The organism is Edaphobacter paludis (assembly GCF_039993895.1).
GTDB lineage: Bacteria > Acidobacteriota > Terriglobia > Terriglobales > Acidobacteriaceae > Edaphobacter > Edaphobacter paludis.
The window spans coordinates 2786578-2802095 of the sequence record NZ_CP121194.1; the positions used below are offsets into that span (position 1 = coordinate 2786578).

Consider the following 15518-nt stretch of genomic DNA (forward strand, 5'->3'; position numbering starts at 1 on the left):
TGATGCAGTCGCGAGTACGGATCGTAACAACAAACACGCCCTCGGTGTGACGTCAGTAGGAGATATTCAGACCAAACTGAATCGTTCGCGGTCCACTGGCATTCGTGACCGCGCCAAAACCGCAGGCGAATGGCCCGGGACATCCTGGACCACCTACAGGAACGAATGGGGTAGCCAGGTTGGGACCTCCGACACTGGGCAGGTAAATATGCCGATTAAAGATATCGAAAAACTCTGCTCGAAAGTCGACTGTGAGCTTGTCCTCAAAGAGAAGAGTCTTTTTACCGAGTGTGAAATCCTCATTCTTGGGGGCGTAGAAGCGGGCACTTGCCAAAGAGCGCGGTTCATTACCGAAGGTAAGAGGTGCCGGAACCGAGAAAGCTGCCGCATTCCAGAACGAGGTCGAGAACGGGTGAAAGCTGCTCTTGTTCGTTTCCTGAACACCCGGGATGACATTGACCCTTGCAGCTCCGGTGAAGTGGCACCCTGCAAACAAAACGTCACCGGCTGTTCCGCCGCAAGGGCCATATACCTCGGTAGGGGTTCCCGAATGATAGCTGGCAACCGTAGAAAAGAACCAGCCACCCACAACAGTGTTTACCGGTCCACCCTTATTCATATAGGTCTTCCCATGCCCGACAGGCAGTTCATAGAAGAGGCTCGCGACCAAACTCTGCGGCGTATCAAGTTCGCTCACTGCTTTCTCCGCCTTCCGATCATATGAATTCTGGCCTATGAACTCGTTGGTGCCAGTGAAACCGGAGACGCCTGGCCCCGACGAATCGGCATCCGTAATATTCTTCGAAACCGTGTAAGACACCAGGAAACTCAACCCCTGCGCGATCCGCTTGTCCAGCCCCAGTTGCATTGCGTGATAGGTGGAGTTACCTGTGCGGTCTGGGCTGAAGGAATTATCTTCCTGATTAAAGTCGCCGTATTGAGGAAACGGTCGAATAGCTTGATTGATGAGCCCGGTGAAAGTCGGATAGGGCAACTTGATACCAGCCGCGATGGCGCGAGGACAAGTGCCATTCGAGAGGCAGGTGACATTCATCGTTAAGTCACTGCCCAGCGCGAGGTACGAGGGATTTACCTGGTTTGGAATAACGTTCAGTGCAACCAGATGAGTCCCCTTGGTGCCGACGTAAGCCACGCTGACAAGAAGATTTGCCGTGATCTGCCGTTGAACGTCGAGATTCCACGATTGCACGTCGGATGGGCGCCCGGTATTTGCGGGAACCATGATGACGCCGTTGCTGCCATTCTGCCCGTCAGGCGTAAAGGGCCCGGAATTAGGAAAGACACGCGTCACGCCATTGTCGATCTGGGTGGGACCGCCATTGGTTGGAGTGATCGTTTGGCGGTTGAAAAAACCCAGGCTGTCCTGGTCCGCATACGATCCCTCTTTCAACGGCTCGTAAAAGATCCCATATCCTCCACGCAGCACCGTCTTGTCATTAATGCTGTAAGCAAAGCCTAAGCGGGGACCGATTGCTTTAGTGTAGATATCCTGCGGACGCTTTCTTCCATTGCGGCCTGTACCGCTTCCGAAGTATGTATATGCTCCTAGTATGTTTCCTGCACCAGGATTCGGAAGCGTTGGATCAACCGCTGAAAAGCGGTCAAAGGCTTCTGAAGCCGGGATGTCAACGTCATAGCGGAGGCCATAATTAACAACTAATTTGGGCGTGAGCTTGTATGAGTCCTGTCCATAAAATGAAAAGTTCTTGTATCGAATGCCGCTGTATGCGCCGTAGTTCAGAATCGAGGTATTGGAGAGGCCAAAGAGAGCGCTGGCCACCGGATTGCCTCCCGTTCCATTGGGCGCGCTGGTCTCGGCCGACATAAAGTCGAATTCGCCGGAGGCTTGCGTGAGGCGACGGACATTGAACTGCAGGTTTCGATTCTCACCGCCAAATTTGAAGACGTGTTTACCCTTGGCCCAGGTGACCGATTCGTTCACCTGGTAGACGTTGTCGGCAAATTGCGAGTCTCCACAGTTGTTCAGCAGGCTCTCGTATGGAGTTCCGACAAATTTGATGCATGGAAAAGTGACCGGCGAAACTCCCGTAAGTCCGATCTTCGCTGGATAATCCTGCCCGAGAGTATTCGACGCTTCCGTCCGGAAGCGTCGACTGAATCCAAAAAGAAGATGGTTCACTACAGAGTCGCTGAAGATGTAGTCGTCGCTGACACGTGCATAGCGCGTGACCTGAGGCGTATGAGATCCAAAGATGGGCCCCAAATTCGAGACACCTCCAGTATCGGTGTCGTCCCAATCAAGCCCACCGGAGATACGCTGTTTCGAGGAGATCACCTGATCGATTTTGACATCGTAGAGATCGGCTGTCGTGGTTGAAATGCTGGTGTTGACGACGTTATTTGTGAGGCTGCCGTTAGTCGGTGGCAGCAACGCGAAGACCTTCGACATCACGGCGCTCGGCTTGAAGTTGGGATCGTTAGTCAGAATGTCGCCAGGGATGGCCGCATGTGTTGTGGGATCGTAAAGCTGCACAGCAGGCAGCAGGGCAGATAAATCGCCCTTGCGAAAAGCTTCATTGGGAACACTTAGAAGGGATGTTCCGCCGGTGCGGAATCGGAATCCTTCATAGTCAAAGAAGAAGAAGGTTTTGTCCCGGCCATTGTAAATATGGGGGAGACGCACAGGACCGCCGATGGTAGCTCCAAAGTCGTTCTGAGTATTGACAGACTTGTGTAAACCGGCAGTGTCGTTGGTCCAACTGTTCGCGTCGAGTGCCCGGTTGCGGAGAAAATCATAAACCGAGCCATGGAAATCGTTCGTTCCGGACTTAAGGGTGAGACTTACAATCCCATCGCCCGATTCGCCGTACTCAGGAGAAAAGTTGCTCTGCAGGACTTTGAACTCCTGCACCGCTTCTGTAGAAACGCCTTTATTCCATTGCGTATTGGGAGAAACGAGCGAGATTGAAACTCCATCGACCAGCACATCCGTGCTGTTTTCCTGCCCCCCGTTCACTTTAAAATCATCCGTTGAATTGTCTCCGGGGTTGTTGCCTACGCTCCCCACAAATCCTGGTATCAGCGTGATGAATTGAACCGGGTTGCGGATCGTCCCCGAGACCTCGAGCGGCAGGTTCTCTATCAGAGTTTTCTCGACGGTCGCCCCGATATCCGACGTGACGGTTTCCAGTTGGCTGGCGTTGGCGTTCACAACCACATTCTCGGTGACCGCACCAAGTTGCATTTGGATATCGAGCGGCACCGTGCTGCCCGTTTGCACCGTCACACCTTCTCGCACATACTTCTTTAAATCTGGGGCGGCAACGGTAACGGAATATCGTCCGGGAGGCAGATTAGGGATCGAATAAAGCCCGGCGCCAGTGGTTGAGGTGGTGACTACAAGTCCGGTATCCAGATTTCGCGCGGTCACATTAGCTCGTACCAGCAGCGCACCGCTGGGGTCAGTCACGGTTCCCCGTATACTCCCATTCGTAGTTTGACCGAATAGAGGCGCTCCCAAAAGAATGCAAGATAACAAGATCCCTAAGCATTTCATCGGTGTCTTCCCTTCTTGTGCTATCGCCGCTAACACTTATTCGAAGAAGAAGCTCTTTTACGCAACCCGAGAAACTCTACGGCGATGCAGCGCGAATTGTACGCCGCTCTTTTCTTCTCGTAAAGAAACTATTTGTCTTTTTGCGAACACTATGACTGTAGATACGAAACCTCGTTCATGGAGCATCCTCAGGCTGGACCGCATCTCTGAAGGTGGAAGGAAGAGAGGTAGTCAGCGATTGGGGGCAGGTGCTTGCCTGCAACGAACCAGCGCCCCATCTTCCGGCGGCGATGCAAAACGCACTCTCTGTATAAAGGGGCAGCGTTTCGCAATTACATCGGCAAAATGCTTCCAAGTGGTCGAGTTTTGGCACACCAAATCCCCAGCGTTCAAACATGGTTGCCCTAACTACCAAATTCCGTTATCTTTAGAGAGTTGCATCCAAACGCAATGTGCGCCCGTAGCTCAGCTGGATAGAGCAACTGGCTACGAACCAGTAGGTCGGAGGTTCGACTCCTTCCGGGCGCACCATTTCCCCTTCCCTTCTCCCATCTTTACTTCGAATCCCGGCAAGAAACGCTGCGGCAGATCTGTCAGCGCAGCCTTTCCATCCTTATAGTCGATGCTCCCTATTCAGCCGGACTTCCATCCGGCCACGGCGTATAAGGCGGCCATCCGCCGGTGCGGTAACCAGCTCCAGAATCCTCACACGATTGACGACCAATTTAGTCCGCATTAGACTAGAAGCAGGAACGCCAGCCAGTCCAGAACAGCATCGAGGATCAGCCTTCACGCGCTCGCGGAAAGCCTCCAGGGAAGAGAAAGACCTTATGTTGCAGGCATTTATCATCACCCTCCGCGAGGGGGTCGAAGCAGCACTGATCGTCGGAATTGTCTTCGCCTACCTTTCGAAGATCGGCCGCAACGAGCTCAAGCGCATCGTCTTTTGGGCCCTCGGAGCTGCCATCGCCGCCAGCATCGGCGTAGCTATTGTCGTCGCCCACCTGAACTTCAACTCCGACATCATTGAAGGCTGGGTCATGCTCGCCGCCGCTGTCTTCGTCGTCAGCATGATCTGGTTCATGCACAAGACAGCCCACTCCATGAAGGGCGAGATCGAATCCAAGGTGGCCAAATTCACCGGCGGCGAAGACGGCGTCTCCCGCATCGGCCTCTTTCTCTTCGTCTTCCTGCTCGTCCTGCGCGAGGGCGTCGAGACCGTCCTCATTCTCTCCGCCGTCACCCTCAACTCCACCGAACTTCTCAGCTTCACCGGAACCCTTCTTGGCATCGCCGTAGCCGTAGTCTTCGGTGTGCTCTTCATCCGCGGCAGCGTCAAGATCAATCTCCAGCGCTTCTTCCGCGTCACCACCGTTATCCTCTACTTCGTGACCTTCCAGCTAGTCGTCAGCGGTCTGCACGAGCTCAGCGAAAATGGCGTTCTTCCCTCCAGCAACACCGAGATGCGGCTTATCGGCCCCATCGTCCGCAATGACCTCTTCTTCTTCGTCACCATGCTCGCCCTCGCGGGCCTCATGATGCTGCTCGAATACAAGCGCCGCACCCCAGTCGAGATTCCCTCGACCGCCACACCCGCCGACAAGCGCCGCGCCGAGTGGACCCAGCGCCGCGAAAAGATGTGGATGAGCGCCGTCGTCGTCACCAGCTTCGTCTTCATCTTCCTCTCCACCGCCGAGTTCATCTACGCCAAGAGCACCACTGCGCTCTCGCCGACCACCGACGTCACCCTCGTCGGCAGCCAGGCCATCGTCCCCACCTCGCAGATCACCGACGACCAGCTTCACCGCTACGGCGTCCACGTCGACGACGGCAAAGGCGGCACCGCCGAAGTCCGCTTCCTCCTCTACAAAAAGCCCGATGGCAACATTGTCTCCGTGGCGGACGCCTGCCACATCTGCGGCCCGGTGGGTTTCTACATCAGCAGCCAAGGAATCACCTGCAAGATGTGCGCCTCCCCGCTGGTGCCTCAATCCATGGGCCAGCCCGGAGGCTGCAATCCTATCCCGCTCCACTCCACCATCGGCGGGGGTGAAGTCGTCATCGAGGCAGCAGACCTCCGCGCCCTCGCGCCGGTCTTCGAGCGATGAGGTCGCTACTCTAATGTTCTTCCGCCTCCTATGGGAAAGCTTCCGCCGCCAGCGCCGCCGCAAGGCACTCGCCGGAATCGCCATCCTGCTCGGAACAACCGCCGTCACCGCCATGCTCGCCCTCGCCACCACCATCGGCGACCGTATCCATAAAGAGCTGGCAGTCTACGGAGCCAACATCGTCGTTACCCCCAGGGCCGACCTGCTCGACGTAAAGATCGGCGGCGTAGACATCAAGCCAGCCACCGGCGGCGCCTACCTCAAAGCCAGCGATCTACCCAAGCTCAAAGCCATATTCTGGGCCAACAACATCACCGGGGTCTCCCCCGAACTCCCCATCACGCTCACCCTTGCCAACGGCCAACAGCTTCCGGCCACCGGCCTCTGGTTCAATCACAACCTCTCCAACGGCGGCAGCAGCATGATCACCGGCGCACCGCCACTTCACCCATGGTGGAAGCTCACCGGAGCATGGCCCGCGGCGGCAAACGAAGCCGTCGCCGGACTCGCCACCGGTCTGCACATCGGAGACACCGTTCAGGCTGGCAACACGCCTCTCCGCATCACCGGCCTCGTGTCCACCGGAGACGCCACCGACAAGCGGCTTCTCCTTCCTCTCGAAACCGCGCAGAAGTTGGCCAACCTTCCCGACGCTGTCTCCCGCGTCGATGTGTCCGCCCGCACCAAGCCCGAAGACGCCTTCGCTCGCAAAGATCCCGACACGCTCTCGCCGCAGCAGCACGAGATCTGGTACTGCCGCCCCTACGCCAACTCCATCGCCTACCAGATCCGCGAAGCCATCCCCGGCGCACAGGCTGAACAAGTCCGCCGCGTCGAGCAGAATGAAGGCAATGTTCTCGAGCGCATCAGCGGACTCATGTGGCTTATCAGTGCTGCCGCCCTGCTCGCCGCCGGATTCGCCGTCTCCGCCGCCATGGCCACCGCCATCCTCGAACGCCGCGCCGAAATCGGCCTCATGCGCTCGCTCGGAGCCAGCAAAGGCGCCATTGCGTTCCTCTTCTACTCCGAGACTGGCCTTCTAGCCGTCCTTGCTGGAACTATCGGCTATCTCTTCGGCTCCGGCCTCGCCGCATGGCTGGGCGCCCGCATCTTCGCAGGCGACGGCGCAGCCTCCATTGGGCCTATCCTCAATCCCGTCCTTTTCCCTGTCGTCGTAGCTCTCGCCCTCTCTGTAGCCATCGCCGGAAGCACGCCCTCCATCCGCACCTCCCTCAAAATGGATCCCTCCACCATCCTCCGGGCGGACGCATGAGCAATCGGGCAAATCGGAATACGCGCAAGCCGCAACTCAGCTTCGTCGGCATGTTGCGCCGCTCGCTTACCCATCGCCGAGCCCGCAGCCTCTCTGCGCTGGTAGCACTCACCGTCTCCGCCGCCGTCGCCACCGCCTTGCTCACTCTCTACGCCGACCTCAACGCCAAACTCCACAACGAGTTTCGCAACTTCGGAGCCAACGTAGTCGTCACTGCCTCTGCCTCTTCCCCGCTACCACCCAACGCCCTGGCTCAAATTCAGCAAGCTGCAGGTCCCGACGCTCTCGTCGCTCCCTTCGCCTACGCCGTAGCCACCACCGACCGCGGAACCTCCGTCGTCGTCGCTGGAACCGACTTCCCCGCCGTGCAGCGCCTCGACTCCTGGTGGGACCTCACTCACTGGCCCGCTACGCCGGACGCCGCACTGCTCGGCGACCGCGCCGCAAATTTCGTTGCCGACGAACACGCCGTAAAACTCACCTACGCCGGTAAGGCCATCGCGCTGATTGGCGCAGGGCGGCTGAAGACCGGAGGCGACGAAGACAGCCGCATCTATATCCCGCTGCCTGCCTTCACCCATTGGACAGGCGTCTCGCCCACAGTCGTCGAGATCCAGATCCCCGGCGGAGCAGTCGCCGTAGAAGCTGCCCTCACACGCCTTCGCTCACAGTTCCCCGCACTGCAAGTCCAACCAGTTCGGCAACTCGTCGAAGGCGAGTCCCGCATCGTAGATCGCACTCACTCCCTCATGTACGGCTCGGTGCTGCTCATCGCCCTCACCGTCGCCGTCAGTGTCCTCGCCACTCTCTCCGCCAGCGTCCTCGAACGCCGCCGCGACTTCGCCCTCATGAAAGCGCTCGGAGGCTCGCAAAGCCAACTTATGGGCATGTTCCTGCTCGAGGCTCTTGTACTGGCGGTGGCTGGAGTTGTCCTCGGCTACGTCGCAGGTTCAGCCGCCGCCTGGGTTATCAGCCAGGCCAACTTCCACACGGCCACCTTCCCCAGACTCTCCGTCCTTCCGCTAGTACTACTTCTCAATCTAACCATAGCCGCATTGGCAGCGATCTTTCCCGTCCGCGTTCTTCGCGGCCTCCAACCAGCCGCGCTCTTGAAGGGCGAGTGATAAGTATGCAGTCCACCACAGAGCTAAACTAAAAGAGAGTCAATGCCTGAAAGCCTAAGCCCTATCGAAAGCGAAACTCGACGCGATTGCGCCGTCATCTCTCTAAACGGAGTCACTCGCGAGTATGCGGGCCGGGCCGGAAACGTCCGCGCGCTCGACCATGCCGCATTCAGCATTGTTGCCGGCGAGTGGGTCGCCATTACTGGCCCCTCCGGTTCAGGCAAATCTACCTTGGTCAACCTGATCGGTTGCCTCGACCGGCCCACCGCCGGAGAACTCCGGATCGACGGCGTTGACGTGGCCACCATGTCCGCTACCGAGCTGGACCGATTCCGCGCGGACAAGATCGGCTTCATCTTCCAGCAATTCCACCTAATCCCTTATCTTTCAGCGCTTGAGAATGTAATGCTCGCCCAATACTTCCACTCTATGACGGACGAGACAGAAGCTCGCGCCGCACTTGCCCGCGTCGGCCTCGCAGCCCGCGCCGAACATCTGCCCAGCGAACTCTCCGGCGGCGAGCAGCAGCGCGTCTGCATCGCCCGCGCCCTCATCAATAATCCCCCGATCCTGTTGGCCGACGAACCTACCGGCAACCTCGACGCCGCCAACCAGACCATCGTGGCCGAACTGCTTCAGGATCTTCACCGCAACGGCCACACCATCGTCATGGTCACCCACGACCCCGAAATGGCCGCTCTCGCGCAGCGCAAGATCGCCTTGAGCCATGGCAAGGTCTTCTGCCACCCAATCGGCTCCCAGGTTGTTACCTTGAAACGCTGAATGTGCGGCGAAGGATGACAGTTTTAGAGGGATAACATCTTGCAAATCCCGGCAGAAACTAGCGCTCGCCCCACTTCAACTTTGACCGCAGCACATTGAAGACGCCATTTGGAGTGTGCCGCAGGAGTCGCACGCTATATTGCGACCGGCAACAATGAACCATGTCCCCTAACATGAGCTCTACCGCCTCCTGCCCGTCCACCGTCAAGTAGGTTTGGTTCGGAACCCCTTCGATGTGAATGGTGACAGATGAATCTCCAGGCACGACAATGGGCCGCAGCGTCAGTAGATGTGGACAGATTGGCGTTACCAGCATGGCATTCACATTCGGCATCACAATCGGACCATTGGCTGCGAGGTTGTAAGCCGTTGACCCAGTGGGGGTTGCCACGATAATGCCATCCGCCCGAAACTTGGCCACGAGCTGCGCATCGATCTCCACCATGAAATCGGCCATCCGGGCGATTGTTCCTTTAGATACAACAACATCGTTCAAAGCATCCCATTGATGCAGCAGCTTGCCATCTCGGCGCAGTTCAGCATGCATCATGCTTCGAACCTCAACATCGGCGCGATGATCGCACCAATCCTGAAGCGTCATATAAAGGTCGCCCAGAGGAATTTCGGTGAGAAAGCCCAGTGACCCCAGATTTACCGAAAGAATGGGCGTAATCGTCCGTGCAAACGCCCGCGCCGCCGCCAGCAAAGTTCCGTCGCCGCCCAGCACGATCACCAGATTAGGCTTGTGCGCGGGCATATCCGGCCGTTCAATCCCGCCCGGCACAGCCAGATACGCCGCACTGTCGGGATCCAGAACGCACTGATAATCATGGATTTCGAGCCAACTCACAAGCTCACGGAGTATACCGGCGAGCTCCGGCTTCTGAGGCTTGGAGATGATGGCAACAAGAGGCATGTGGCTAGTGTAATGGCACTCTGTCCCTACTCCTACGAGTTTTCCTGCCGCCTGAAAGAAGCATGAAGCAGATACTCGTGGTTCCCTTCCATCCCAAGAATCGGCGAGTCAATCACCTCGATCCCGCTGCCTCCCTGTTCAAGCACACATTTGCGAACGCGCTCCACCGCCTGCTCGCGGGCTGACGCATCGCGAACGATTCCGCCCTTACCCACATGCGCCCTTCCTGCCTCAAACTGGGGCTTCACCAGGATCACTCCCTCTCCCTCCCACGGCTGCGACACCGTAGAAAGCGCGCCAAGGACTGCCGGGAGAACCAGCGTGACTGAGATAAAGGACACATCCATCGCAAAGAAAACCGGCACGACATCGCTTCCCAACAACTCGCATGGCGCCAACAGCCGGGCATTGGTACGTTCCCGCAGAGTCACCCGCCGGTCATCACGCAGCTTCTGCGCGATCTGGCCGTAACCTGTATCTACTGCGAGCACGCTGGCTGCGCCGCTCTGCAACATGCAGTCGGTAAAGCCGCCCGTCGAAGCTCCAATATCGACACAAGCTTTACCTGCCAGCACAATCTTCCAGTGGGCGAGCGCCTGCTCCAGCTTCAGTCCACCGCGGCTGACGTACTTCAAATCCGAGCCCAGCAACCGGATCGCGACATCTCCCCGCACTGCCGTTCCCGGCTTATCCACGCGCTGTTCATCGACCAGCACGCGGCCTGCGAGAATCAACGCTTGCGCCCGCTCCCGCGAGGCGGCGTGTCCCAGGTCGACAAGCAATTTGTCCAGACGAATTTTTTCAGCGCGCGTGTTAACGGGAGCGTCCATCATCCTGCATCTATTTATAAGGTACATGTTGAGCAGGAGTAAGAATGAGCAACTATTGCAATAGATTTTCAAGTAAAGTTGCATTTGTAATGATGCCAATCACACCGCAAGCGGTAGGCCGTCTGTCAAACCGCATATATTCAACACTCCGACAATCTGTTACGGGCCCAGGTGCGTTTTATGTATAGAGAGACGGGCATGGTTAACACGCCACCGCTATCTACGCAGGACGATGCAGGACTTCTTGCGTTAGTGCAGCGAGGCGACGAGTATGCGATGGCGTCCTTGTTCGACCGCTACTCGAAGGTGGTGTACTCCGTGGCGTTGCGGGTGCTTCGCGATCCCGCTGCAGCGGAAGACGTTTTACAGGAAGTATTCATGCAGATCTGGCGCAATCCCGATGGTTTTGTCGCAACCCGCGGAAGTCTCGGCGGCTGGCTCGCGGTGGTCGCACGCAACCGGTCGATCGACGCGCTGCGCAGGAAACGGCCCACGGAATCCGTCGACGATATGGCGCTCGCGTCTAACTACAATCTGGCCAACGAGGCCGAACAAAACAATATGATGGAGAAGGCACGCGTTGTCATCCAACAGCTTCCTATGGAGCAGCGCAAGACCCTTGAAATGGCATTTTTTGATGGCCTCACCCACTCGGAGATCGCCGAAATGACCGGCGACCCGCTTGGCACGGTAAAGACCAGGATACGCAGCGCGCTCTCGACGTTGAGAAAGGCATTCACGGCATGAACACCACCGGACATATCGAACGCGACGATCTGGTGCTCTTTGCCATGCAGCTTCTCTCGCGAGAAGAGACTGCGCTTGCCGCGGCTCATATCGAACAGTGCCCCGAGTGCCGCCGCGAACTGGCCGAGGTGCAAGGGGACCTCGCCATCTACGCCATGACGGTGGATATGCAGACACCCCCCGCCGAGGCAAAAGAGCGATTGCTTAAGCAAGTGGCACACGAAAAAAAGATCATTCCCATCGATATCGCACAGGAGCCCGTGCTTCCTGGCCCCAGTTTTAGCGGCCGCAGATCCCTAAGCGACGACGATCTTCCGCAGCGCAGCTTCGCCGGCAGTGTCTTTCCGTGGCTGGGCTGGGCGCTGGCCGCCGGCCTTGCGGTAACCACCGGCAATTTTTATCTTCAGCGGACAGCCCTGCAGGGTTCCATCGCCGAGCAGAAGGACCAGATCGCGCAACTCACCGTGGATGCTGCCACGGCACACCAGGTCATGGAGACTCTCACGGACCGAAACGCCATGCGCGTCACGCTCACCAAGGCGCAGGCCGCGCCGGTTCCCCAGGCCAGGGCTACCTACGTGGCGGACAAGGGCACCCTGATCTTCCAAGCCAATAATATGGAACAGCTTCAGCCTGCCAAGGTCTACGAGCTCTGGTTGATTCCCGCCAATGGCAGCAGTCCCATTCCTGCGGGCACCTTCCACCCCGATGAGCGCGGCTATGCCAGCGTCATCATGCCTCCCCTACCCAAGGGAGTGCAGGCAAAGGCGTTCGGCGTCACTATCGAAAACGAGGGTGGCTCCCAGACCCCGACCCTGCCGATCATTATGGTCGGCACATAATGTCGTTCAGTCCGAGAGAAGAAATTTCGGGTGTTAGAGCGGAATCATGACTGGTGCCCCGAAGTCAAAAGCGATCCTCCGCCTACGGCGAAGGATCGCAACTGGGGCTATAGCGCTTTAGTTCGGCTCTAAATAGTTGACTGATTAAATAGTTTAGTAACGAACCAATTCCTTCGTCTGTCAGCCGGTACCCCATGTCCCAAATCGGGACATGGGGTGCCTGGATCGCCCAAAGAGCTATTTCAAGCTGCTAAGGAGCGGTGACCCGAACCGCAACACCCTTCCCTTGCAGGGGAACAATGGTATCAATCGCATCGATGTCCGTGCGGATGACCGACATATTGTTCGAGTCGCCAGAGGTCACATAGACCTTTCCGGTCGGTGTTCCGGTCGTAGCGGCGATCCAGTTTGGACGCCCACATAGAACAGCTGGCTTTGCGGCCGCACATGCAGCGTCAGGCAGACTGGTGATCGTCGCGGTGACTGTATTCGTGGTGAGGTTGATCACGGAGACGGAACATACCGTGCTCTGTCCAGCGACTGCAACAGCCGCGCAAGGGAGCGTGGGATCTCCGGCGTTCGCGACGTAGGCACGCGTGCCGTCCTGCAATACGGCGACCATCACCGGATTGACGCCAACCGGAACCGTGGCGAGGACCGTGCCGAATCCCGTAGCGTCCACCGGGTTAGTCGGATCACAGCCGGAATTCTGATTGCCGGTAACCGTGGTGACCGAGCAGAGCGGAATACTGATGATGCTGACCGAACCGGGCGAAGTGCCATTTCCTGCGTTAGCGACAACCAGCTCGTTGCGGGTTGGGACCAAATCAGCCCAAAGGGGATTCGTGCCAACTGGAATGAAACTCTTACCGGTACTCGGTACCGTATCCAACAGGTTAGTCTGGGCGTTGATGACGCTGACCGTACCATCTCCCTTGTTCATCGTGAAAACGCGTTTGCCATCTGCCGTCATCACGCCATAGACCGGATTGCTGCCGATCGTGATCGGAGTCTGGTCAATGGTGTCGGTCGTCGTTTCGAGGGTATAAGCCTGACCATGGCCCGAGCTGTCCGAGCCGAGCGTATAGACCCGAGGCGCATTCGTAACTCCGACCACGTAAGTCGGATTCGATACGGGACCAAACTCCTGGTTCAACTTGGGCGGAGATCCCGCCAGATCGGCAACCGCAGACCGACCCGGCTCCGCGATATAAGTATGAAGACCCTGGGGAAGAATGCTGACCGGGTTCGCACCAGAGAGCAGAGTGGTCTGAAGCACCTGGGTACTCAACAGCGCAGGGGAGATGTCGAAGCTGTTGACCGTGGTGTCCCGGTTGAGCGTGTAGCCGGTAGTGCCGTCTGAACTGACCGCAAGATAGTAGGGGTCGACGCCAATGCTCGCCGTGATGAGCACGGTGTCCCCGGAAAAATCAACGAACGTTGCCAACCCAGGCGTGCTCGCTCCCGTAGTGGAAATCGCGACCGCATATTTGGTCGGCTGGCCCCCCGGACCGACGGGATTGATGGCAGTAACCACCGGCCGATAGGTATTTCCACATCCGATAAGAGACGCCGATACGGCCGCTACCAGAGCGAACCTGAATGCGAACCGCGTTACAGACCGAGTGAGGTGCTGTGCGTGGGGCTGTGTGTTTGCTTCTGATTCAATTCTTGCTGAATGCAAAACTACTCCCGCCGTGATGCTGGTGTTGGCTAAGCTCAAGGACTGATTGTAAATCACCGGCGAGCATGTGACTGTTGACAGAAGAGGAAATGCAGAAGATGGAAGCGCAAAAGACGATCCCCTCGCGCCGGGACGAACAGCAAAGTGCCGCTCTGGTTTGGATCGTCACTCCTCTGCTGGCGACAGGGGCGGCTTATGCACCGGTCCATGCAGCGGCGCGCAGCTCTTCGCTTACGCCGTGGATCATGCCACTGCTGCTGAGTGCTGCCTTCGCGGTGTTGGTGTCGCTGCTGAAGGCGGCGACCTGGCCCGCTGCGGCAATTGGGTTTCTGGTCTGCACGATACTTGCGCAGCAGCCGGGGTTTGGTGCTCTGCTGGCGCTGGTTGTGCTCTTCCTGCTCACTTTTGCGGCTACGCGGTTTGGCAGGTCGAAAAAGGAGTTGCAGAGGCTGGCCGAGGGCCGAAGTGGCAGACGTGCCGCGCAGATTGTGGCCAATCTTGGCGTTGCGGCGCTCTGCGCCTCCATGGGTTGGTATGCCGGCTGCATCGCCGCGCTCTCAGAGGCCGCCGCCGACACTGTTTCATCCGAGATTGGGCAGGCTGTCGGCGGACAGGCGTGGCTGATCACTTCATTGCGGCGGGTTCCCGGCGGGACCGACGGGGGAATCAGCGTAGCCGGAACCGCCACTGGTGTTGCGGCTGCCGCTCTGGTGGTGGCCGCAGGCACGATGCATCCTGCTTTCCGTCCGGATGCGTTGCTGATCTTCGCAGCGGCATGCGCGGGATTGCTCTTCGACAGTGTGCTAGGGGCAACCGTTGAGAGGATCGGCTGGCTGGGGAACGATCTCGTTAACTTCAGCTCGACCCTTTTTGCAGCGATGATTGCCGTAATGTGGCTGCTGTTCCGGGGCAGAATCCTCTGATAGATAAAGGCTAAAGCTCGGATTTGCCTTCGAGCCAGCTATGCAGCCAAGCCGGATCCAGTTTCATCTGCCAAGCCGTGTAGCTGAGCATCTCGTGGAAGTAGCGCATGGCCAGCTCGTAGTTGCTGATATGGCCCAGCATGGGCCGCGGCGAGGTATAGACGTGTAGCCCGACAGCCTGGCAGAGCTCGCGGACACGGAAAAGATGAGTGCCATCGCTGACAACGATGATGGATTTGAGATTGTTTTCGCGGGCAATGGCGGCGAGGCGGTGAACCTGCTGCTCGGTGTCGGTCGAACGGGTTTCGGCGATGATGTTGCCGAAGGGAATGCCGTTGGCGAGCAGATAGTCCCGGCCTACGCCTCCTTCGGTATGGCCGGAGTCCTTATCGCCACCTCCGCCGAGCGTGATGACCAGCGGCGCAATCTGTTTGCGGTAAAGCTCGACGGCGTGATCGAGACGGGCATGTAGGACCGGAGAGGGATGACCGGAGTATTCGGCCGCACCAAACACGGCGATGGCGTCGGCTGGCTGGGCCTGATCCTCGCCGGCGACCTGCGAGATCTGCTGATAGACCCAGACAAACCAGCCCAAAGCCACCAACAGCAGGATTCCAATCAAACGACGAAGAAAAATACTACCTGTAGAGGAGCGGCGTGAGGGGCGCAGGTTGGAGGAAGAAACGGTCATCAGCAATGAAAGATGAGTCTACGGTACATGAGCGTCGATGGAAAGAAATCTCGTGTTTA

At 58.0% G+C, this 15518-nt stretch carries 12 protein-coding genes and 1 tRNA gene; 8 read left to right on the forward strand and 5 right to left on the reverse strand.

From position 1 onward, the window contains the following. Nucleotides 1-52 precede the first annotated feature (52 nt). Nucleotides 53-3451 (reverse strand): carboxypeptidase regulatory-like domain-containing protein, encoded by a 3399-nt coding sequence (locus tag P4G45_RS11590; protein WP_373694106.1) that lies wholly within the window; start codon nucleotides 3449-3451, stop codon nucleotides 53-55. A 541-nt stretch (nucleotides 3452-3992) separates the two neighbouring features. Here P4G45_RS11590 and P4G45_RS11595 point away from each other — a divergent pair. The 5 genes from P4G45_RS11595 to P4G45_RS11615 all read left to right on the forward strand — a co-directional run bounded on the left by P4G45_RS11595 (nucleotide 3993) and on the right by P4G45_RS11615 (nucleotide 8826). Continuing rightward, nucleotides 3993-4069: transfer RNA gene (locus tag P4G45_RS11595), tRNA-Arg, on the forward strand. A 299-nt stretch (nucleotides 4070-4368) separates the two neighbouring features. After that, entirely contained in the window at nucleotides 4369-5646 is a 1278-nt protein-coding gene (locus P4G45_RS11600; protein WP_348266636.1) for a Fe-S-containing protein, read from the forward strand. A 13-nt stretch (nucleotides 5647-5659) separates the two neighbouring features. Continuing rightward, the gene (locus P4G45_RS11605) at nucleotides 5660-6919 is read left to right on the forward strand and encodes an ABC transporter permease (RefSeq protein WP_348266637.1); all 1260 of its coding nucleotides are present in this window, start codon (nucleotides 5660-5662) and stop codon (nucleotides 6917-6919) included. Further along, nucleotides 6916-8043 carry an ABC transporter permease gene (locus tag P4G45_RS11610; RefSeq protein ID WP_348266638.1) on the forward strand — a complete coding sequence of 376 codons (1128 nt, stop codon included), beginning with the start codon at nucleotides 6916-6918 and terminating at the stop codon, nucleotides 8041-8043. The genes P4G45_RS11605 and P4G45_RS11610 overlap by 4 nt, the downstream gene beginning before the upstream one ends. 42 nt (nucleotides 8044-8085) lie before the next feature. Then, nucleotides 8086-8826: an ABC transporter ATP-binding protein gene (locus P4G45_RS11615; protein ID WP_348266639.1), complete on the forward strand. Its 741-nt coding sequence runs from the start codon at nucleotides 8086-8088 to the stop codon at nucleotides 8824-8826. Nucleotides 8827-8884: 58 nt separating this feature from the next. Here the strand turns inward: P4G45_RS11615 and P4G45_RS11620 are convergent, their stop codons facing one another. Both P4G45_RS11620 and P4G45_RS11625 read right to left on the reverse strand, forming a co-directional pair. Continuing rightward, the gene (locus P4G45_RS11620; RefSeq protein WP_348266640.1) at nucleotides 8885-9742 is read right to left on the reverse strand and encodes an NAD(+)/NADH kinase; all 858 of its coding nucleotides are present in this window, start codon (nucleotides 9740-9742) and stop codon (nucleotides 8885-8887) included. A 32-nt stretch (nucleotides 9743-9774) separates the two neighbouring features. Next, the gene (locus P4G45_RS11625; RefSeq protein WP_348266641.1) at nucleotides 9775-10575 is read right to left on the reverse strand and encodes a TlyA family RNA methyltransferase; all 801 of its coding nucleotides are present in this window, start codon (nucleotides 10573-10575) and stop codon (nucleotides 9775-9777) included. 195 nt (nucleotides 10576-10770) lie between these two features. On the opposite strand from P4G45_RS11625, the gene P4G45_RS11630 reads away from it, so the two are divergent. Beyond that, nucleotides 10771-11319, forward strand: coding sequence for a sigma-70 family RNA polymerase sigma factor (locus tag P4G45_RS11630; RefSeq protein ID WP_348266642.1), 549 nt, complete (start codon nucleotides 10771-10773; stop codon nucleotides 11317-11319). Beyond that, nucleotides 11316-12161, forward strand: a complete 846-nt coding sequence (locus P4G45_RS11635) for an anti-sigma factor (protein ID WP_348266643.1) — start codon at nucleotides 11316-11318, stop codon at nucleotides 12159-12161. The genes P4G45_RS11630 and P4G45_RS11635 overlap by 4 nt, the downstream gene beginning before the upstream one ends. Nucleotides 12162-12411: 250 nt before the next feature. Here P4G45_RS11635 and P4G45_RS11640 read toward each other — a convergent pair whose 3' ends face one another. Then, on the reverse strand, nucleotides 12412-13698 hold the full coding sequence (locus P4G45_RS11640; protein ID WP_348266644.1) for a YncE family protein: 1287 nt from the start codon (nucleotides 13696-13698) through the stop codon (nucleotides 12412-12414). A gap of 236 nt (nucleotides 13699-13934) precedes the next feature. On the opposite strand from P4G45_RS11640, the gene P4G45_RS11645 reads away from it, so the two are divergent. Beyond that, nucleotides 13935-14768, forward strand: coding sequence for a DUF92 domain-containing protein (locus tag P4G45_RS11645; protein ID WP_348266645.1), 834 nt, complete (start codon nucleotides 13935-13937; stop codon nucleotides 14766-14768). A gap of 10 nt (nucleotides 14769-14778) precedes the next feature. Here P4G45_RS11645 and P4G45_RS11650 read toward each other — a convergent pair whose 3' ends face one another. Beyond that, nucleotides 14779-15459: a YdcF family protein gene (locus P4G45_RS11650; protein ID WP_348269254.1), complete on the reverse strand. Its 681-nt coding sequence runs from the start codon at nucleotides 15457-15459 to the stop codon at nucleotides 14779-14781. Between the last annotated feature and the right edge of the window lie 59 nt (nucleotides 15460-15518).

Excerpts from the sequence above, each read along its gene's own strand:
- P4G45_RS11600 (WP_348266636.1), top strand. The coding sequence starts at position 4,369 with ATGTTGCAGGCATTTATCATCACCCTCCGCGAGGGGGTCGAAGCAGCA.
- P4G45_RS11620 (WP_348266640.1), bottom strand. The coding sequence starts at position 9,742 with ATGCCTCTTGTTGCCATCATCTCCAAGCCTCAGAAGCCGGAGCTCGCC.
- P4G45_RS11645 (WP_348266645.1), top strand. The coding sequence starts at position 13,935 with ATGCAGAAGATGGAAGCGCAAAAGACGATCCCCTCGCGCCGGGACGAA.
- P4G45_RS11650 (WP_348269254.1), bottom strand. The coding sequence starts at position 15,459 with ATGACCGTTTCTTCCTCCAACCTGCGCCCCTCACGCCGCTCCTCTACA.
- P4G45_RS11630 (WP_348266642.1), top strand. The coding sequence starts at position 10,771 with ATGGTTAACACGCCACCGCTATCTACGCAGGACGATGCAGGACTTCTT.
- P4G45_RS11615 (WP_348266639.1), top strand. The coding sequence starts at position 8,086 with ATGCCTGAAAGCCTAAGCCCTATCGAAAGCGAAACTCGACGCGATTGC.
- P4G45_RS11635 (WP_348266643.1), top strand. The coding sequence starts at position 11,316 with ATGAACACCACCGGACATATCGAACGCGACGATCTGGTGCTCTTTGCC.
- P4G45_RS11625 (WP_348266641.1), bottom strand. The coding sequence starts at position 10,575 with ATGATGGACGCTCCCGTTAACACGCGCGCTGAAAAAATTCGTCTGGAC.
- P4G45_RS11605 (WP_348266637.1), top strand. The coding sequence starts at position 5,660 with ATGTTCTTCCGCCTCCTATGGGAAAGCTTCCGCCGCCAGCGCCGCCGC.
- P4G45_RS11610 (WP_348266638.1), top strand. The coding sequence starts at position 6,916 with ATGAGCAATCGGGCAAATCGGAATACGCGCAAGCCGCAACTCAGCTTC.